Source organism: Halomonas denitrificans, from assembly GCF_003056305.1.
GTDB lineage: Bacteria > Pseudomonadota > Gammaproteobacteria > Pseudomonadales > Halomonadaceae > Halomonas > Halomonas denitrificans.
This window is the reverse complement of the sequence record NZ_PYVX01000003.1, coordinates 290,187-309,531: the sequence shown is the minus strand read 5'-3', so window position 1 is coordinate 309,531 and position 19,345 is coordinate 290,187. Positions and strand designations below refer to the sequence as shown.

Annotated in this window: 15 protein-coding genes; all 15 read left to right on the top strand. The window is 69.2% G+C overall.

The window, feature by feature from the left end; genetic code table 11:
* The 15 genes from flhC (at position 1) to flhA (ending at position 19,343) form a co-directional block, all read left to right on the top strand.
* Positions 1–585, top strand: coding sequence for a flagellar transcriptional regulator FlhC (flhC, locus tag C9F13_RS10855; protein WP_108446277.1), 585 nt, complete (start codon positions 1–3; stop codon positions 583–585).
* A 134-nt stretch (positions 586–719) separates the two neighbouring features.
* Positions 720–1,592: a flagellar motor stator protein MotA gene (motA, locus tag C9F13_RS10850; RefSeq protein ID WP_108446276.1), complete on the top strand. Its 873-nt coding sequence runs from the start codon at positions 720–722 to the stop codon at positions 1,590–1,592.
* Positions 1,589–2,548: a flagellar motor protein MotB gene (motB, locus tag C9F13_RS10845; RefSeq protein WP_108446275.1), complete on the top strand. Its 960-nt coding sequence runs from the start codon at positions 1,589–1,591 to the stop codon at positions 2,546–2,548. Before motA ends, motB begins: the two co-directional genes overlap by 4 nt.
* 34 nt (positions 2,549–2,582) lie before the next feature.
* Positions 2,583–4,727, top strand: coding sequence for a chemotaxis protein CheA (cheA, locus tag C9F13_RS10840; protein ID WP_108446274.1), 2,145 nt, complete (start codon positions 2,583–2,585; stop codon positions 4,725–4,727).
* The gene (cheW, locus tag C9F13_RS10835; RefSeq protein WP_108446273.1) at positions 4,724–5,221 is read left to right on the top strand and encodes a chemotaxis protein CheW; all 498 of its coding nucleotides are present in this window, start codon (positions 4,724–4,726) and stop codon (positions 5,219–5,221) included. The genes cheA and cheW overlap by 4 nt, the downstream gene beginning before the upstream one ends.
* Positions 5,222–5,311: 90 nt before the next feature.
* Entirely contained in the window at positions 5,312–6,934 is a 1,623-nt protein-coding gene (locus C9F13_RS10830; RefSeq protein ID WP_108446272.1) for a methyl-accepting chemotaxis protein, read from the top strand.
* Between the two features lie 53 nt (positions 6,935–6,987).
* Positions 6,988–8,721, top strand: a complete 1,734-nt coding sequence (locus C9F13_RS10825; protein WP_245888761.1) for a methyl-accepting chemotaxis protein — start codon at positions 6,988–6,990, stop codon at positions 8,719–8,721.
* A gap of 84 nt (positions 8,722–8,805) precedes the next feature.
* The gene (locus C9F13_RS10820; RefSeq protein ID WP_108446271.1) at positions 8,806–10,986 is read left to right on the top strand and encodes a methyl-accepting chemotaxis protein; all 2,181 of its coding nucleotides are present in this window, start codon (positions 8,806–8,808) and stop codon (positions 10,984–10,986) included.
* 20 nt (positions 10,987–11,006) lie between these two features.
* Positions 11,007–11,861 (top strand): CheR family methyltransferase, encoded by an 855-nt coding sequence (locus C9F13_RS10815; protein WP_108446438.1) that lies wholly within the window; start codon positions 11,007–11,009, stop codon positions 11,859–11,861.
* 91 nt (positions 11,862–11,952) lie between these two features.
* Positions 11,953–13,014, top strand: a complete 1,062-nt coding sequence (locus tag C9F13_RS10810; protein WP_108446270.1) for a protein-glutamate methylesterase/protein-glutamine glutaminase — start codon at positions 11,953–11,955, stop codon at positions 13,012–13,014.
* Positions 13,015–13,077: 63 nt separating this feature from the next.
* Entirely contained in the window at positions 13,078–14,769 is a 1,692-nt protein-coding gene (locus C9F13_RS10805; RefSeq protein ID WP_108446269.1) for a methyl-accepting chemotaxis protein, read from the top strand.
* Positions 14,770–14,840: 71 nt separating this feature from the next.
* Positions 14,841–15,230: a chemotaxis response regulator CheY gene (gene cheY / locus C9F13_RS10800; protein ID WP_108446268.1), complete on the top strand. Its 390-nt coding sequence runs from the start codon at positions 14,841–14,843 to the stop codon at positions 15,228–15,230.
* 36 nt (positions 15,231–15,266) lie between these two features.
* Positions 15,267–15,956, top strand: coding sequence for a protein phosphatase CheZ (gene cheZ / locus C9F13_RS10795; protein WP_425432885.1), 690 nt, complete (start codon positions 15,267–15,269; stop codon positions 15,954–15,956).
* A 139-nt stretch (positions 15,957–16,095) separates the two neighbouring features.
* Positions 16,096–17,262 carry a flagellar biosynthesis protein FlhB gene (gene flhB, locus C9F13_RS10790; RefSeq protein ID WP_108446437.1) on the top strand — a complete coding sequence of 389 codons (1,167 nt, stop codon included), beginning with the start codon at positions 16,096–16,098 and terminating at the stop codon, positions 17,260–17,262.
* The gene (flhA, locus tag C9F13_RS10785; protein ID WP_108446266.1) at positions 17,259–19,343 is read left to right on the top strand and encodes a flagellar biosynthesis protein FlhA; all 2,085 of its coding nucleotides are present in this window, start codon (positions 17,259–17,261) and stop codon (positions 19,341–19,343) included. The genes flhB and flhA overlap by 4 nt, the downstream gene beginning before the upstream one ends.
* Positions 19,344–19,345: the final 2 nt, after the last annotated feature.

The window sequence follows — 19,345 nt, the reverse complement described above, 5'->3', positions numbered from 1 at the left end:
ATGTCCAGCAAGAGTCTGCTCGTGGAGATGCAACAGGTGCAGCTGGCCATCGACCTGATCGAGCTCGGCGCACGCCTGCAGGTGCTCGAGACCGAGACCGACCTGAGCCGCGCCCGGCTGATTCGCCTGTTCAAGGAAGTGCGCGGCATGTCGCCGCCCAAGGGCATGCTGCCCTTCTCCACGGACTGGTTCATCACCTGGATGCCGAACATCCACTCGTCGCTGTTCTACAACATCTTCCTGCGCCTGCAGAAGGATCAGGGCTGCGAGCGCATGGAGGCCTTCATCAAGGCCTATCGGCTATACGCCGAGCAGGTGGCGATCGACGGCGCCGAGACGGTGCTGGGCCTGACTCGCGCCTGGACCCTGGTGCGCTTCTTCGAGAGTGACTTGCTGCAGCTCTCGGCGTGCACCCGCTGTGCCGGCCACTTCGTGGCCCATGCCCACAGCCCGACCCACGACTATGTCTGCGGCATCTGCCAGCCCCCCTCGCGCGCCGGCAAGACCCGCAAGCGTCGCCAGGGCGTGGCGGACCGCGTCGCCGCGGGCGCGACGTCGGCCCCCCTCGACCATCGCCTGGCCTGAGCCGCCCCTCAGGCCCGCTCGTACCGACGCCCCTCCCGTTCCGCGACAACTTTCGCCCGCCTCCTCAAGTCTCGCCCACAACCGCCGATATCCGATGCAGACCAACATTCATCGTCTCGCTAGGGATACCGGCCGTGTTGATACCCATCGGATACCTCGTCGTCCTCCTCTCCGTGTTCGGAGGCTTCGTCCTGGCGGGCGGCCACCTCGGTCCGCTCTTCCAGCCGACGGAGTTCCTGATGATCGGCGGCGCCGGCATCGGCGCCTTCATCGCCGCCAATAACGGCAAGGCCATCAAGGCGACCTTTCGCATCTTCGGCCGGCTGCGCCGCTCCAACCAGTACGACAAGGCGCTCTACATGGACCTGCTGGCGCTGCAGTACAAGATGCTCTCGAAGATTCGCCGCGACGGCATGCTCGGCATCGAGCGCGACATCGACAATCCTGCCGACAGCCCGCTGTTCAACGAGCATCCCCGCGTGCTCGCCGACCCGCTGATCATGGCCTTCCTCACCGACTACCTGCGCCTGATGGTGAGCGGCAGCATGGACCCCATGGAGCTCGACGAGCTGATGCTCCACGAGATCGAGGCCTTCGAGCAGGAAGCACATATTCCCGCCGATGCCATCGCCAAGGTGGGGGATGCCATGCCGGCCTTCGGCATCGTGGCCGCGGTGATGGGGGTGGTGAAGGCGCTGAGCACCGCCGATGCCGCGCCCGACGAGATGGGCCAGATGATCGCCCACGCCCTGGTCGGAACCTTCCTCGGCATCCTGGCCGGCTACGGCTTCGTCAACCCGCTGGCGAGCCGGGTCGAGCGCCAGGCCAAGGAGGTGGAGAAGATCCTCCAGTGCATGCGGGTCACCCTGCTGGCCAGCCTGCACGGCTATGCCCCCCAGCTCGCCGTGGAGTTCGGCCGCAAGGCGCTGCATACCGAGGAGCGTCCCGGTTTCAGCGAACTCGAGGAGTACGTCCGCAATGCCAAGGCGGGTGAAGGGGTCGCATGAGCTCGAATCGCAGACCCATCATCATCCGCCGCAAGAAGGTCATCCATCGACACCACGGCGGCAGCTGGAAGATCGCCCTGGCGGACTTCATGACGGCCCTGATGGCGCTGTTTCTGGTCATGTGGATCCTCTCGCAGTCCGATCCCCAGCAGCGCGAGGCCGTCTCCGAGTACTTTCGCACCCCGCTGCTGACCGCCATCACCGGTGGCGATGGCGCGGCGCGCAGCCCCAACGTGATCCCGGGCGGCGGGCCCGACCCGGTGCACGCCGAGGGCGAGCGAGCGCGCATCGACCTGCGCACCCAGACCCGCCCCAGCGATCAGCAGCGCCGCGCCTTTCGCGACCTTCAGCAGCGCATCGAGACCGCCATCGCGGCCGACCCGGACCTGCGCCAGCTGCAGCAGCAGCTGCGCTTCGACATGACCCCCGAGGGCCTGCGCATCCAGCTGCTCGACACCGAGCAGCGACCGATGTTCGAGCTGGGCAGCGCGCGGGTCGCGCCGTACATGCGTGACCTGCTGCGCACCATGGCCCCGCTGCTCAACGAGTTGCCCAACGACCTCAGCATCAGCGGCCACACCGATGGCCTGGCCTACCTCAACGGCTATCGCGGCTACAGCAACTGGGAGCTCTCGAGCGACCGGGCCAACGCCTCGCGCCGGGAGCTGGTGGCCGGGGGGCTGAATCCGGCCAAGCTGCTGCGGGTCTCGGGGTTCGCCGACCGGGTGGTGATGCCCGGCACCGACGCCAGCGACCCCGTCAATCGACGCATCGAGCTGCTGGTGCTGTTCCGCGAGATCGCCACGCGCATCCGCTCGCCGGGCGTGCTGGACGGGGCCGGCACGCCGTCACCGCTCGGCCGGCAGTCAGGCAGCAGCGGGGGCGACGAGGCGCCGGTGGAGCGATTCACCCGCAGCCTGCAAGAGGCGCTCGGCACCGAACAACCACGGCCCTGAGGGGCGACAACCATTCCTGGGTGGGGACACGCGCATGGATATCACCGATTTCTATGACACCTTTTTCGAGGAGGCCGAGGAGCTGCTCGCCGACATGGAGCGCCATCTGCTCGAGATCGACCTCGAGGCGCCGGACGCCGAGCAGCTCAACGCCATCTTCCGGGCCGCGCACTCGATCAAGGGGGGCGCCGGCACCTTCGGCTTCGACGTGCTGCAGAAGACCACGCACCTCTTCGAGAACCTGCTCGATCACACGCGTCGCGGGGAGCTGACCCTGCGCCGGGACATCGTCGACACCTTTCTGGAAACCAAGGACATGCTCCACGACCAGCTGGATGCCTATCGCAACGAGGAGGTCCCCGACCAGGAGGCCTTCGCGCGGATCTGCCAGACCCTTCAGCAGCTGGCGCTGGAGGAGATCGGCCAGGAGCTCGAGGCGGCCAGCGGCACGCCGGCCGCCCCGACACCCGCGGCACCGGCAGCACCGGAACCGGAGAAGCCAGCCGCGAGTGACAGCGAGCCGGCCGAGTCCGCCTCGGGCGAGCAGACGCTGATCGTGGCCCTGCTCAACGTCGGCGAGAAGGATCGCGGCCTGCTGGTGGAGGAGCTCGATCAGCTCGGCACGGTGCAGGCGCAGCACGGCGACGAGGCCCGCTACGAGGTCACGCTTCAGACCGCGACCGACCGCGACGACATCGAGGCGGTGATGTGCTTCATCGTCGAGCCCGAGCAGCTGGAGATCCAGGCCGCCGCGCCGGCGCCTGCCGCCCAGGCCGCCGCGACCCCGCCGCCGGCAACCGCTGCGGTCACCCCCGCCTCGCCGGCCGACGATGCTCCCCCCGCCGCCAAGACGGCGGAGGCCGCGACAGCGGCCCCCAAGAAGGACGAGAACAAACCGGAGGGGGGCAAGCCCAAGGCGAAGAAGGCCAAGGCGGGCGGCGAGTCCAGCTCGATCCGCGTCTCGGTGGACAAGGTCGACCAGATCATCAACCTGGTGGGCGAGCTGATCATCACCCAGTCGATGCTCGACCAGACCGTCAGCGAGCTGGACGGCGTCACCCACGGCGGCCTGCTCAACGGCATGAGCCTGCTGCAGCGCAACGCCCGGGACCTCCAGGAGGCGGTGATGTCGGTGCGCATGGTGCCCATGGACTACGTGTTCAGCCGCTACCCGCGCCTGGTGCGCGACCTGGCCGGCAAGCTCGACAAGGACGTGGAGCTGGTCACCGAGGGCGAGTCCACCGAGCTCGACAAGAGCCTCACCGAGCGCATCATCGACCCGCTCACCCACCTGGTGCGCAACAGCCTGGACCACGGCATTGAGGACCCCGACACCCGCGAGGCGGCCGGCAAGCCGCGCACCGGGCGCCTGACCCTCTCGGCCCAGCACCAGGGCGGCAACATCCTCATCGAGGTGATCGACGACGGCGCCGGCCTGGATCGCGACAGGCTGCTCGCCAAGGCCCGCGACAGCGGCCTGGCGGTCTCCGACACCATGAGCGACGACGAGGTGTGGCAGCTCATCTTCGCCCCCGGCTTCTCCACCGCCAAGGAGGTCAGCGACGTCTCCGGCCGCGGCGTGGGCATGGACGTGGTCAAGCGCAACATCCAGGGCATGGGCGGCCACGTCGAGATCATGTCCCGCAAGGGCCAGGGCACCACCACGCGCATCGTGCTGCCGCTGACCCTGGCGATCCTCGACGGCATGTCGATCCGGGTCGGCAGCGAGGTCTTCATCCTGCCGCTCTCCACCGTGCTCGAGTCCCTGCAGCCCTCCCGCGAGGACCTCTACGCCATGGCCGGCGACGACGTGGTGCTCAAGGTCCGCGACGAATACCTGCCCGTGGTCGCCGTGCACTCGGCGCTGGACGTGGCGGACGCCAAGACCGAACTCGACGAGACCATCGCGGTGATCGTGCAGGGCGAGGGGCGCCGCTACGCCCTGCTGGTGGACGACCTGATCGGCCAGCAGCAGGTGGTGGTGAAGAACCTCGAGACCAACTATCGCAAGGTGCCGGGCGTCTCGGCGGCGACCATCCTCGGCGACGGCAGCGTGGCGCTGATCCTCGACATCGCCGACCTGCACCGCCTCAACCGTGCCAAGAAGGAGGCGCGTCGCCCGCAGCACGCCGCCACCGATCACTCAACGCTGTTCCGCAAGGAGGGAGAACCATCATGACCAGCCTGACACGCAACGCCGACCACGCCGCCTCCGAGGCCCACAACCGCGAGTTCCTGGTGTTCTCGCTGGGCGAGGAGGAGTACGCCATCGACATCCTCAAGGTGCAGGAGATCCGCGGCTACGAGAACGTCACGCGCATCGCCAACGCCCCGGCGTTCATCAAGGGCGTGACCAACCTGCGCGGCATCATCGTGCCGATCGTCGATCTGCGCATCAAGTTCCACCTCGACACCGTCGAGTACGGCGGCCAGACCGTGGTGATCGTGGTCAACGTCGGCGAACGGGTGGTGGGCATCGTGGTGGACGGCGTCTCGGACGTCATGACCCTCACCCCCGAGCAGATCAAGCCGGCCCCGGAGTTCGGCGTCACCCTCTCCTCCGACTTCCTGAGCGGCCTGGGCAGCCTCGAGGACCGCATGCTGGTGCTGGTCGACATCGACAAGCTGCTGACCAGCGAGGAGATGGCCCTGGTCGACTCCGTCGGCGAGTGATCCTCGCCCGACGCCACCCATGACTCGATGACCCAACGACCCAACGACCCAACGACCCAACGACCCAACGACCCGTGAGGGGACGGCACAATGCGGCAACTGACAACAACACAAAAGCTGTGGGGATCGCTCGGACTCATCTGGCTGGCCATGCTGCTGATGGTCGGCTGGAGCGCCTGGGAGACGCGCCAGACCATGCTCGAGGAGCGCCGCGCGGCGCTCGAGGTCTACATCGACCTGGCGATGTCGACCCTCGAAGGCCAGGCCGAGCGAGTCGCCGCCGGCGAGATCGACCCTGAGACGGCCAAGGCACAGGCCGCCTCGCTGATCAAGGCCATGCGCTACGACGAGGGGCGCGGCTACTTCTACATCTTCAACGACGACTTCGCCCTGCTCAGCCACCCCCGCCTGCCGGAGGGCACCGAGGTGGGCGACTTCCAGAACGTCGAGGACCGCTACCTGTTCCGCGAGTTCGCCGAGGACGTCGCCCAGGACGACGGCTACGTCGACTACCTCTGGGAGCACGAGGAGGGCAGCGAGCCCATCCCGAAATCCTCCTACCACGAGCGCTTCGCTCCCTGGGACTGGATCATCGGCACCGGCGTCTACATCGACGACATCGATGCCGCCTTCATCGCCTCGCTGACCCGCACCCTGCTGGCCCTGCTGGTCATCGGCGTGCCGGTGAGCCTGCTGATGGTGATGGTGATCCGTGGCGTGACCCGCGCCCTGGGCGGCGACCCGCGCTACGCCGCCGAGGCGGTGGGCACCATCGCCGACGGCGACCTCACGCGGGAGGTGCGGCTGCGCGACGGCGACACCGGCAGCCTGCTCTACGACATCGAGCGCATGCGTCGCGCCCTGGCCACCACCATCGGCGAGATCCATCGCGACAGCCACGATGTGAACGCCGAGGTGGTCGCGCTCGGCGCCGGCAATGACGAGCTGGCCACGCGCACCGAGCAGCAGGCCGCGGCCCTGGCCGAGACCGCCTCCAGCATGGAGGAGCTGACCACCACGGTGCACCACAACGCCGAGCACACCGAGCGGGCCAGCACCCTGGCCGGCGACACCGCCGCGAACGCCGCCCGCGGCCGCGCGGCGATGGAGGACGTGGTGGGCGCGATCACCGAGATCAACGACAGCGCCACCCAGATGAACACCATCGTCGACACCATCGACGCCATCGCCTTCCAGACCAACATCCTGGCGCTCAACGCCTCGGTGGAGGCGGCGCGCGCCGGCGAGCACGGCCGCGGCTTCGCCGTGGTCGCCGAGGAGGTGCGCAACCTGGCCAGCCGTTCGGCCACGGCGACCCGCGAGATCAAGGCGCTGATCGAGCACTCCGACGCCAAGGTCGTCGAGGGCACGCGCCGGGTCAAGGAGACCGACGCGCTGATCGCCGGCATGGCCCGGGACATCGATCAGCTCAGCGGCCTGATGGACGAGATCTCCACCGCCACCCGGGAGCAGAGCCAGGGCATCGAGCAGGTCGGCGTGGCCGTCACCCAGATGGACCGCATGACCCAGCAGAACGCCGGCCTGGTGGAGGGCAGCACCGACACCGCCCGGCGCCTCACGGCCAAGGCGGGGCACCTGCGCGAGCGGGTGGCGCACTTCCGCGTCGACACGGCCGGCGGCGAGGACACCGCGCCAGCCTTCCAGCCCGCCACGCCCGCTAGGCGCGAGGCCCGCGAGCCGGCCGAGGCCTGACCGGCCCTTCGATCACCGGGGCGGCCGCGGCCGCCCGACCACAGGAGAATCGTGTGAAGCTTCTCGACAACATGACCGTTCGGGTCAGCTGGAGCCTGGTGCTCGCGGTCTTCGCCGCCCTGATCCTGGTGCTGAGCGGCCTGGGCCTCTACAGCGTGCGCTACAGCGAGGAGTCGCTGCAGACCCTCAACCGGGTCAACGTGGATCAGGTCTCGGCGCTGAATCGCACCAATACCCAGATGCTGTTCACACAGATGGAGCTGCGCAACCTCCACGCGCGCCTCGCCCAGGCCGTCTGGCCCGACGAGCGGGAGGCGGTGAAGGCCGAGGCCGAGGCGGTGAGCGAGGAGCTCGACGCGGTCGAGGCGACCTTCCAGGAGTTCCTCGCCCTGCCGCGTCAGGCCGAGCAGCAGACCAGGATCGCGGCGGTGGAGGCGAGCTTCACGGCGCTGATGAACGAGGGGCTGCGGCCGCAGCAGCAGGCGCTGGCCGAGGGCAGCGCCGAGGCCTTCTCCAACCTGCATGGCGAGGTGGAGACGCTCACCCAGGCCTTCTACGACGATGCGGTGACCTTCTTCGTCAGCGCCGAGCAGAACGGCCGCGCCCTCTACAGCGGCTTCTTCGACCAGGTCGGCCTGCTGCAGCTGCTGATGATCGCCGCCCTGATCATCGCCGCCCTGACCATCGTCGGCGTGCTGTGTGGCGTGACCGTCAACGTCATCCGTCCGCTGGGCCGGCTGGTCGGCTACTTCGAGCGCATGGAGCAAGGCGACCTCGCCCAGGAGATCCCGCGCCGGGGCAACAACGAGATCGGGCGGCTCTACGCCTCGCTTGCGCAGATGCAGCACGGTCTCGCCGAGACCGTGGGCCGGGTACGCTCCAGCGGCGAGGCGATCTACCAGGGCTCCCAGCGCATCGCCAGCGGCAACAACGACCTCTCCTCGCGTACCGAGCAGCAGGCCGCGTCCCTGGAGGAGACCGCCTCCAGCATGGAGGAGCTCTCCTCCACCGTGGGGCAGAACGCCGAGAACGCCCAGCAGGCCAGCCAGCTCGCCGCCGAGGCCACCCGCACCGCCCGCCAGGGCGGCGAGGTGGTCGGCGAGGTGGTCGCCACCATGCACGAGATCAGCCAGGGCTCCCACCGGGTCGCGGAGATCATCGGCACCATCGATGCCATCGCCTTCCAGACCAACATCCTGGCGCTCAACGCCTCGGTGGAGGCGGCCCGGGCCGGCGAGCACGGCCGCGGCTTCGCCGTGGTCGCCCAGGAGGTGCGCAGCCTGGCCAGCCGCAGCGCCGATGCCGCCAGCGAGATCCGCGGCCTGATCCAGGCCTCGGTCCAGCAGGTCGATGCCGGCACCGCCCGCGTCGACCAGGCCGGCCAGACCATGGAGGAGATCGTCCAGGCGGTGCAGCGGGTCAGCGACATCATGGACGAGATCGCCGCCGCCTCCAGCGAGCAGAGCAACGGCATCTCCCAGGTCAACGAGGCCGTCACCCAGATGGATCAGGTCACCCAGCAGAATGCCGAGCTCGTCCAGCAGGCGGCCAGTTCCGCCAACCAGCTGGAGGCCGAGGCCAGCCGGCTCAAGGTCGCCGTCACGCGCTTCCGGATCGGCCAGGCGGACGCCGCCTCCGAGAGCGAGGGTTCCGCGGACGCCGCCGAGAGCAACGGCCTGGCGCGCTGGATGCCGTCGCTGATGCCGGCCCAGGCGCCGGAGCGACGCGTCACGCACCAGAAACACGACGGGCAGGAAGCGCGTGACGACGAGTGGGAGTCGTTCTGACGCGCCCCGGGTCGCGAGGCCGCCAGCGGCGGCAGACCATAAAAATTAAAACGCCTAGCCAATTACCTCAGCAGGGGATATCGCATGCGTAACAACCAGCCGGTCACCCAGCGGGAACGCCCGCTCCAAGACGAGCACTTCCTGATCTCGCGCACGGATCTCAAGGGGCGCATCACCTACGCCAACCCGGCCTTCATCGAGGTCAGCGGCTTCTCTCAGGAAGAGCTGATCGGCGCGCCCCACAACCTGGTGCGCCACCCCGACATGCCCGAGGCGGCCTACCAGGACCTCTGGGATACCCTGGCGGCCGGGGAGCACTGGAAGGGGCTGGTCAAGAACCGCCACAAGAGCGGCGACCACTACTGGGTGGAGGCGAGCGTCTCGCCGGTGGTCGAGGACGGCGAGGTCGTCGGCTACGCCTCGGTACGGGTCAAGCCCAGCCCCGAGGCGGTCGAAAAGGCCGAAAAGGCCTACGCCCTGATCCGCGCGGGCAAGGGTCGCCGCTACCTGCTGGATCGCGGCCAGCTGCGCCGCCGCGGGCTGGCCGGCCGCCTGTCGCGCCTCAACCTGCGCACCCTGCGGGCCCGGGTGGTGACCATGGTGGCGGTGGCCGGCCTGCTGCTCTCGGCGAGCGGCGCCATGGGGCTCTACGGGCTGCAGGTCTCCGGCGAGCGGCTGCAGACCCTGGACCGCGACGGCCTGCAGGACGTCGCCCGCCTGCAGCAGATCGACCAGCTCGCCACCCGCGCTCACCAGCGGCTGGCCCGCGGCAAGCGCTTCGAGCTGATCGAGAACCAGGAGCAGAACGCCGCGCGGCTCGAGGAGACAAAGGCCTCGCTGGCGGCGATCTGGAGCGACTATCGGGCCCGGGAGGTCAACCAGGGCGGCGAGGCCGACGTCTTCGATGCGGCGCTGACCCGCTACCTCGAGGAGGGCCTGGGACGCGCCGTCTCGCTGTTCCAGACCGAGGAGAAGTTCGAGATGTTCACCAGCCTGCCGCCGCACATCGAGGAGATGCAGGCGATGGGCGAGGCGCTCTCCGAGGAGGTGAACGCGCTGATCGAGAGCAAGCAGGCCGGTGCGGCGATGCTGGCCGACGAGGCCCGCACCGAGCAGCGGCAGATGCTGATGGCCCAGGCCGGCATGCTGGCCCTCGGCCTGCTGGCGCTGATCGTGATCGGTGTGCTGACCCTGCGCGCCATGCTGCGCCCGCTGCATGACGCCCGCGCCTTCACGCTGCAGATCGCCTCGGGCAACCTCGCCGCCGACGTGCCGCCGCGCCGGCGCGACGAGCTCGGCCACCTGCTGGAGGCGCTGGACATCATGCGCAAGAGCCTCGGCAGCATCGTCGGCGACGTCAACAGCGGCATTCGCGTGGTGACCCCGGCGGCCCGGGACATCGCCTCGGGCAACGAGGACCTCTCCGCGCGCACCGAACAGCAGGCCGCCTCGCTGCAGCAGACCGCCTCCAGCATGGAGGAGATGACCACCACCGTGCAGCACAACTCGGACAACGCCCGCCAGGCCAGCGGCCTGGCCTCCGAGAACGCCGAGCGCACCCAGGAGACCGGCGCGCTGATGCACCAGGTCGTCGAGACCATGGGCGAGATCACCGCCGGCTCGCGCAAGATGACCGAGATCATCAACGTCATCGACTCCATCGCCTTCCAGACCAACATCCTGGCGCTCAACGCCTCGGTGGAGGCGGCACGCGCCGGCGAGCAGGGGCGCGGCTTCGCGGTGGTGGCCGGCGAGGTGCGCAAGCTAGCCGGCCGCAGCGCCGACGCCGCCAGCGAGATCCGCGAGCTGATCGACGGCTCGTCCCGCCAGATCGACGACGGCGCCGAGCTGGTGCGCCGGGCGGAGAGCTCCCTCAATGCCGTCCTCGAGGCCTCCACCCGGGTCAACGACATCATGGGCGAGATCACCGCCGCCTCCGAGGAGCAGAGCAACGGGATCGGCCAGATCAACCAGGCGGTGGTGGAGATGGACCAGGTGACCCAGCAGAACGCCGAACGGGTACAGGCCACCGCACGGGCCGCCGGCGAACTCGAGCACCAGGCCGACCTGCTGGGCACGGCCATCGCCGCCTTCCGCCTGCGCGGCGCGGGTCCGGAGCGGGCGCCCTCCCTGGCCGAGCGGCGGGCACGTTCCGCGTCCTCAGCCGCGTCCACATCATCACCCTCCGGCCGTGATGCCGAGCCGGTCACGCACCGGCCGCCGGCCCGCCAGCCGGAGACCGTCGAGGAGTGGGAGGAATTTTGAACGAGCCCCAACGCGTCGAGATGCCACCGGAAGAGGGCGGCTGGGGAGGGGGTCGGCTCGAGCGTGATCTCGAGCTGACCGACACCGATTTCGCCAGGATCCGCCAGCTGATCTACCAGCGGGCGGGCATCGTGCTCGCCGAGCACAAGCGCGAGATGGTCTACAGCCGCCTGGCGAAGCGCCTGCGTCACCACGGCCTGATTCGCTTCGCCGACTACCTGGCGCGCCTCGAGCGACAGCCCGAGGCGCGCGAGTGGGAGGCCTTCACCAATGCGCTGACCACCAACCTCACGGCCTTCTTCCGCGAGGCGCACCACTTCCCGCTGCTCGCCGAGCACGTCAGGGCGCGTCCGGGCAGGGTGCGGGTCTGGTGTGCCGCGGCCTCGACCGGCGAGGAACCCTATTCCATCGCCATGACGCTGATGGAGACGCTGGGCTCGCGCGCCGCCCAGGCCGAGATCGTGGCGACCGACATCGACACCGATGCCCTGGCCCGGGCCCGGGCCGGCATCTACCCCCTGGAGCAGGTGTGCAAGCTCGACGAGGCGCGCACCAAGCGCTTCTTCCAGCGCGGCAAGGGGGAGCACAAGGGCTTCGCCCGGGTTCGCCCGGAGGTGGCCAGCATGATCGAGTTCCAGCCGCTCAACCTGCTCGCCCCCCAGTGGCCGGTGAGCGGCCCCTTCGATGCGATCTTCTGTCGCAACACCATGATCTACTTCGACAAGACGACCCAGAAGCGGATCCTCGAGCGCTTCGCGCCGCTGCTCAAGCCCGACGGCCTGCTGTTCGCCGGCCACTCCGAGAGCTTTTCCTACATCACCGACGCCTTCCGCCTGCGCGGCCAGACCGTCTATACCCGGGCGTCCGTGCGCTGACCGCTAAAGTCCTGCCGCCCGCGGCCGATAGAGGTGGCATGGTCGGTCCGCGCGGCCACCCCGCGGGCCGCCAGACAACAGGAGAGATCCCTTGAGCGCCAAACCCATCAAGGTGCTGTGTGTCGATGACTCGGCGCTGATACGCGACCTGCTGACGGACATCATCAACCAGCAGCCGGACATGGAGGTCGTGGCCGTGGCCCCCGACCCCCTGGTGGCCCGCGACCTGATCAAGCGCCACAACCCCGACGTGCTGACGCTGGACGTGGAGATGCCGCGCATGGACGGCCTCGACTTCCTCGAGCGCCTGATGCGCCTTCGCCCCATGCCGGTGCTGATGGTCTCCTCGCTGACCCAGTCCGGCTCCGAGGTGACGCTGCGCGCCCTGGAGCTCGGCGCCCTGGACTTCGTGGCCAAGCCGTCGCTCGGCATCCGCCACGGCATGATGGAGTACGCCACGGAGATCGCCGAGAAGCTGCGCGCCGCGGCACGCTCGCGGCCGCGCCAGGCACGCCGCCCGAATACGCCCGGCCCCCAGCCGCTCAAGGCGCCGATGGTCTCCAGCGAGAAGCTGATCATCATCGGCGCCTCCACCGGGGGCACCGAGGCGATCCGCCAGGTGCTCGAGCCGCTGCCGGCCAACAGCCCGGCGATCCTGATCACCCAGCACATGCCGGGGGGCTTCACCCGCTCGTTCGCCGAGCGCCTCGACCGCCTGTGCCAGATCAGCGTCAAGGAGGCCGCCGACGGCGAGCGCATCCTGCCCGGCCACGCCTATATCGCGCCCGGCGACGCCCACCTCAAGCTCGCCCGCAGCGGCGCCAACTACGTCGCCAGGCTCGACGACGGCCCGCCGGTCAACCGGCACCGCCCCTCGGTGGACGTGCTGTTCCACTCCGCCGCCGGCCAGGCGGGGCGCAACGCCATCGGCTTGCTGCTCACCGGCATGGGCAAGGACGGCGCGGCCGGCCTGCTGGAGATGCGCCAGGCGGGCGCCGCCACCCTCGCCCAGGACGAGGCGAGCTGCGTGGTCTACGGCATGCCCCGCGAGGCCGTCGCCCTGGGCGCGGCGGGCGAGGTACTGCCCCTGGAAGAGATCGCGCCGCGCCTGCTCTCCCTGGCCGCGGCCTCGGGCCGCGCCCAGCGGGTCTAGGCGCAGCGCTCCATATCGTCACCGGGCGAGCCGCCCGGCCCACACACGGAAGGAAATGCCGGTATGACACGTCTCTTGCGCAACATCAGCATTCACGCGGCCATGGTGGCCGTCCTGGTCTGCTTCGTGGCCTTCATCGCCGCGGTGGCCATCATGGGGCAGGTGACCAGCCGCTCGGCCGACAATACTCTGACGACCCTCGACCAGATCAACGTGGCCCAGCTCAACGAGATCAACCGTGCAGATGCGTTGATGACCGGCACCCTGCTGGACCTCGAGGTGGCGGCCAACCACTTCATGTTGGGCCAGCAGGCACAGGCCGAGGTACACCGGGCCGCGGCGGCGGATCAGCTCGCCCGCGCCGAGGAGCGCTTCGAGGCCTTCGCCAGCGTGCCGCGCACTGCACAGGGCCAGGCGCTCGGCGACCGGGTCGAGGCCACCTTCGCCGAGATGCTCACTCTCACCCGCCGGCAGTACCAGGCCCTGGAACAGTGGAACACATCCGAATTCAATGCCCTGCGGGAAGCGATGGACGCGTCGGCCGACGCCCAGGATGCGACGCTCACCGAGTTCGTGCGCTACGCCGATGAGCGCGGCGAGCAGATGCTGGCCGAGCATCAGGCCACCTCGACCCTGCTCCAGCGCGCCCAGCTGGGCGTCCTGGCCCTCGTCGCGCTGCTGGTAGCCCTGATCTATGTGGGCCTGCGCAACATCGTCATCACCCCGCTGCGGGTCGCGGTGGAGAGCCTGGAGAGGATCGCCAAGGCCGATCTCTCCGGCGAGATCCGGGTGCTGAGCCGCAACGAGATCGGCCAGCTCTTCACCGCCATGCGCGACATGCAGCAGAGCCTGATCCGCATCGTCACCGACGTGCGCGATAGCAGCGGCTCCATCCACGTCGGCAGCCGCGAGATCGCCAGCGGCAACAACGACCTCTCCTCGCGTACCGAACAGCAGGCCGCCTCCTTGGAGGAGACCGCCTCGAGCATGGAGGAGATCACCGCCACCGTGCGCCAGAACGCCGACAATGCCCGCCAGGCCAACGGCCTCGCCCAGGAGGCGACCCAGACCGCCGAGCGCGGCGGCGAGGTGGTCGAGCAGGTGGTGCAGACCATGCACGGCATCGCCGGCAGCTCCCAGAAGGTCGCCGACATCACCGGGGTGATCGACTCCATCGCCTTCCAGACCAACATCCTGGCGCTCAACGCCTCGGTGGAGGCGGCCCGGGCCGGGGAGCACGGCCGCGGTTTCGCGGTCGTCGCCGAGGAGGTGCGCAACCTGGCCAGCCGCAGCGCCGATGCCGCCAAGGAGATCAAGGGGCTGATCGAGGGCTCCGTGAGCCAGGTGCAGGAGGGCTCGGCGCTGGTCGAGCAGGCCGGCACCACCATGCAGGACGTGGTGACCTCGGTGCGCCGGGTGACCGACATCATGGACGAGATCTCGGCGGCCTCCCAGGAGCAGAGCGACGGCATCGAGCAGGTCAGCCAGGCCGTGGGCCAGATGGACCAGGTGACCCAGCAGAACGCCTCCCTGGTGCAGGAGGCCTCGGCCGCCGCCGCCTCCCTGGAAGAGCAGGCCGATCGCCTCGAGCGGGCGGTGGCGGTCTTCAAGCTGGCCGAGGGCGAGCGCGTCACCGCGCCGGCCAAGCCCGCCCCGCGCGTCGAGGCGCCCGCGGCCGATCACCGGCCGAGCACCCCCACTACTCGCCGACCCGCCCGCCAGGCGGCCGCCGAGGAGGAGTGGGAAGAGTTCTGATTCGTTCGCTGTAAACGCGGCCGGCACCGACGTGCCGGCTTCCGCATGCCATGACAGAAAGAGGATATCCGATGGCAGACAAGAACATGAGCATCCTGGTGGTGGATGACTTCCCGACCATGCGCCGCATCGTGCGCAGCCTGCTCAAGGAGCTCGGCTTCACCAACGTGGAGGAGGCCGAGGACGGCCAGGACGCCCTCAACAAGCTCAAGGCGGGCGGCTTCGAGTTCGTGGTCTCGGACTGGAACATGCCCAACCTCGACGGCCTGGAGATGCTCAAGCAGATCCGCGCCGACGACGACCTCAAGGCGCTGCCGGTGCTGATGGTCACCGCCGAGGCCAAGAAGGAGAACATCATCGCGGCGGCCCAGGCGGGCGCCAACGGCTATGTCGTCAAGCCCTTCACCTCGGCCACCCTGGAAGAAAAACTCAACAAGATCTTCGAAAAACTGGGCATGTAAGGCGGCCGGCAGGCCCGGCACCAAGGAGCGAGGATGATGAGCAACGAGATGCCGTCTCAGGACCCCCCTCAGGAGTCCAGCGACGAGCTGGTACAGCGCATCGGGCAACTGACGCGCATGCTGCGCGAGAGCATGCGCGAGCTGGGACTCGACAAGGAGATCGAGCGGGCCGCCGAGGCGATTCCCGACGCCCGTGACCGCCTCAGCTATGTGGCGACCATGACCGAGCAGGCGGCCGAGCGCGCGCTCAACGCCATCGACCGGGCCCAGCCGCTGCAGGACGACCTCAGCGAGCGGGCCGAGGCGCTGGACGCCCGCTGGGCGCAGTGGTTCGCCGAGCCCAAGGAGCTCGACGAGGCGCGCGAGCTCGTGCAGGACACCCGGCAGTACCTGGGCGACGTCCCCCAGCGGACCCAGGCGACCCACCAGGAGCTGCTCGAGATCATGATGGCCCAGGACTTCCAGGACCTGACCGGCCAGGTGATCAAGAAGATGATGGACGTGATCCGCGAGATCGAGCACCAGCTGGTGCAGGTGCTGATCGACGCCGTGCCCCAGGGCAAGGCCCGCGAGGACCTCCAGAAGCGCGCCGCGGACCAGTGGCACAGCGACGACCGGCGGCGCGAGGAGGGGCTGTTGAACGGTCCCCAGGTCAAGCCCGAGGCCGAGGGCATCGTCACCGGCCAGGACCAGGTCGACGACCTGCTGGACGAGCTCGGCTTCTAGCCTCGCCCCTCCTCCCCGCCGTTTCCAAGAGGCCGAGAGTCGCGGATAAGACCGCGATTAGCGGCCCTTTTTGACGCATCACCCCTTCCCCCCCAGCGACACAATGGCCAGGGTCCGCACGACCGTCCGGTGAATGGCCATGGCCGACCAAGACAGCGATCAGGAAAAGACGGAAGAGGCCACCCCTCGACGACTGGAGAAGTCGCGCGAGGAGGGCCAGGTCGCCCGTTCCCGGGAGCTGGCCACCTTCATGCTGCTGCTGGCCGGCGTGGCCGGGCTCTGGTCGATGGGCGGCCTGCTCTACGACCAGCTGGGCGTAGTCATGGAGCAGGCCTTCCTGTTCGAGCGGCGCCAGGCGCTGGAAACCACGCCGATGCTCGCCAACGCCCTGAACCTCGGCGAGCGCACGCTCTACGCCCTGATGCCCCTGTTCCTGCTGCTGACGGTGGTGGCCCTGGTCGCCCCGGCACTGCTCGGCGGCTGGCTGATCTCGGCCAAGTCGCTCAAGCCGCAGCTGGGCAAGCTCAACCCGCTCAAGGGCCTGAAGCGGCTGTTCGGCGTCCAGGCGCTGGTGGAGCTGGCCAAGGCGATCGCCAAGTCGCTGCTGGTGGGCAGCGTGGCCGTGACGTTCCTCTACCTGAACCGCGGCGACTTCATGGCGCTGATGGACCAGCCGATCCAGCAGGCGCTGGCCAAGGCGATGGGCATGGCCGCCGAGGCCAGCGGGCTGATGGTGCTGACCCTGCTGGTGGTGATCCTGATCGACGTGCCTTACCAGCTGTGGAGCCACGCCAAGAAGCTGCGCATGAGCAAGGACGAGGTGAAGCGCGAGCACAAGGAGTCCGAGGGCGACCCCCAGGTCAAGGGGCGCATCCGCCAGCAGCAGCAGGCCATGGCCCGCGGCCGCATGATGAGCAAGGTGCCGGAGGCCGACGTGATCATCACCAACCCCTCCCACTACGCCGTGGCGCTCGAGTACCAGGAGGCCGGCATGTCGGCGCCGCGGGTCGTCGCCAAGGGCGCCGACGAGGTGGCCGCCCGCATCCGCGCGCTCGGCGAGGAGCACGGCGTGCCCCGGCTGGAGGCCCCGCCGCTGGCCCGGGCGCTCTACCACCACGTGGATCTCGACGCCGAGATCCCGGCGGACCTCTACACCGCCGTGGCCGAGGTGCTGGCCTGGGCCTTCGGCCTGAAACGCGCAGCCAAGGAGGGCGGCGAGGCGCCGCCCTCTCCCGAGAATCTTCCGGTGCCGGCCTCCCTCGAGGTCCCGGCCCGCGACGCCGACACTGACGAGGCAGGTCCATGAAGGCCTTGATGAACCAATACCTGGGCCAGCGCGACTGGATGGCCAACGTGCCCATGAAGCTGCTGGCGGGCCCGCTGCTGATCCTCATGATCCTCTCCATGATGATCCTGCCGCTGCCGCCCTTCGCCCTGGACCTGCTGTTCACCTTCAACATCGCCCTGGCGATCATGGTGCTGCTGGTCAGCATGTTCACCCAGAAGCCCCTGGACTTCGCCGCCTTCCCGGCGGTGCTGCTGTTCACCACCCTGCTGCGGCTGTCGCTCAACGTCGCCTCGACCCGCATCATCCTGATGGAGGGCCACCAGGGCGGCGACTCGGCGGGCAAGGTGATCGAGGCCTTCGGCGAGTTCCTGGTCGGCGGCAACTTCGCCGTGGGCCTGGTGGTGTTCCTGATACTCGTGATCATCAACTTCATGGTCATCACCAAGGGCGCCGGGCGCATCGCCGAGGTCGGCGCCCGCTTCATGCTCGACGCCATGCCGGGCAAGCAGATGGCCATCGACGCCGACCTCAACGCCGGGCTGATCGGCGAGGACGAGGCGCGTCAGCGCCGTGCCGACGTCTCCCAGGAGGCCGACTTCTACGGCTCCATGGACGGCGCCAGCAAGTTCGTGCGCGGCGACGCCATGGCCGGCCTGGTGATCATGGTGGTCAACGTGATCGGTGGCCTGCTGATCGGCATGCTCCAGCACGACATGGGCTTCGGCGACGCGGCGCGCACCTACACCCTGATGACCATCGGCGACGGCCTGGTGGCCCAGATTCCCGCCCTGGTGATCTCCACCGCCGCCGGCGTCACCGTCTCCCGGGTCACCACCGACCAGGACGTCGGCCAGCAGATGATCAGCCAGCTGTTCGTCAATCCGCAGGTGATGATCCTCGCCGCCGCGGTGATGGGCCTGCTGGGCCTGGTGCCGGGCATGCCCAACCTGGTGTTCCTGATCTTCACGGCGCTGCTGGGCGGGCTCGCCTGGTGGCTGATCCGTCAGAAGGAGCGGCAGCTGGTCGAGCAGGAGATCGCGAGCGAAGCGCCCCCCGCCCCCGAGGCCCCGGAGGCGAGCTGGGAGGACGTGCAGCTGGTCGACACCCTGGGCCTCGAGGTCGGCCACCGGCTGATCCCGCTGGTGGACGCCCGCCAGCAGGGCGAGCTGCTCGGCCGCATCAAGAGCGTGCGCAAGAAGTTCGCCCAGGAGGTCGGCTTCCTGCCCCCGGTGGTGCACATCCGCGACAACCTGGAACTCGGCGCCAACGCCTACCTGCTGACCCTCAAGGGCGCCGAGATCGGCCGCGCCGAGGCCTTCCCCGGCCAGTGGCTGGCCATCGACCCGGGCCAGGTGACCGGCGAGCTGAAGGGCGTGATGACCCAGGACCCCGCCTTCGGCCTGCCGGCCGTCTGGGTCGACAGCAGCCAGCGCGAGCACGCCCAGGTCTACGGCTACACCGTGGTGGACGCCAGCACCGTGGTGGCCACCCACCTCAACCACCTGCTCCACCGCCACGCCGCCGAGATGCTCGGCCGCGCCGAGGTGCAGAAGCTGCTCGACAAGCTCAAGGAGGAGCAGCAGGGCCTGGTGGAGGACGTGGTGCCCAAGGCCATCTCGCTCACCGTGCTGCAGCGCCTGCTGCAGAACCTGCTCGAGGAGGAGGTCTCGATCCGCGACATGCGCACCATCCTCGACGCCCTGGCCGAGCACGCCCCGCAGCAGCAGGATCCCCACGAGCTCACCGCCCTGGTGCGCATCGCCCTGGGCCGCGGCATCACCCAGCAGTGGTTCGCCGGCCGCGAGGAGCTCAAGGTGATCGGCCTGGACAGCCAGCTCGAGCAGATCCTGACCCAGGCGATGAACGGCAACGGCGCCCTGGAGCCCGGCCTCGCCGAGACCCTGATGACCCAGACCGAGCAGGCCCTCGAGCGCCACGAGGCCAGCGGCGAGCCGCCAGTGCTGGTGGTGCAGCACAACCTGCGGGCGATGCTGGCACGCTTCCTGCGCCGCCGCCTGCGTCATCTGGTGGTGATGTCCCAGGCCGAGATTCCCGACGACCGCAGCCTGCGCGTCACCACCCTGGTAGGAGGTCGCTGATA

What these genes read in the sequence shown, in the direction of transcription:
- flhC (WP_108446277.1), top strand. Translation starts at nt 1, where the DNA reads ATGTCCAGCAAGAGTCTGCTCGTGGAGATGCAACAGGTGCAGCTGGCC.
- motB (WP_108446275.1), top strand. Translation starts at nt 1,589, where the DNA reads ATGAGCTCGAATCGCAGACCCATCATCATCCGCCGCAAGAAGGTCATC.
- cheA (WP_108446274.1), top strand. Translation starts at nt 2,583, where the DNA reads ATGGATATCACCGATTTCTATGACACCTTTTTCGAGGAGGCCGAGGAG.
- cheW (WP_108446273.1), top strand. Translation starts at nt 4,724, where the DNA reads ATGACCAGCCTGACACGCAACGCCGACCACGCCGCCTCCGAGGCCCAC.
- C9F13_RS10830 (WP_108446272.1), top strand. Translation starts at nt 5,312, where the DNA reads ATGCGGCAACTGACAACAACACAAAAGCTGTGGGGATCGCTCGGACTC.
- C9F13_RS10820 (WP_108446271.1), top strand. Translation starts at nt 8,806, where the DNA reads ATGCGTAACAACCAGCCGGTCACCCAGCGGGAACGCCCGCTCCAAGAC.
- C9F13_RS10815 (WP_108446438.1), top strand. Translation starts at nt 11,007, where the DNA reads ATGCCACCGGAAGAGGGCGGCTGGGGAGGGGGTCGGCTCGAGCGTGAT.
- C9F13_RS10805 (WP_108446269.1), top strand. Translation starts at nt 13,078, where the DNA reads ATGACACGTCTCTTGCGCAACATCAGCATTCACGCGGCCATGGTGGCC.
- cheY (WP_108446268.1), top strand. Translation starts at nt 14,841, where the DNA reads ATGGCAGACAAGAACATGAGCATCCTGGTGGTGGATGACTTCCCGACC.
- cheZ (WP_425432885.1), top strand. Translation starts at nt 15,267, where the DNA reads ATGAGCAACGAGATGCCGTCTCAGGACCCCCCTCAGGAGTCCAGCGAC.
- flhB (WP_108446437.1), top strand. Translation starts at nt 16,096, where the DNA reads ATGGCCGACCAAGACAGCGATCAGGAAAAGACGGAAGAGGCCACCCCT.
- flhA (WP_108446266.1), top strand. Translation starts at nt 17,259, where the DNA reads ATGAAGGCCTTGATGAACCAATACCTGGGCCAGCGCGACTGGATGGCC.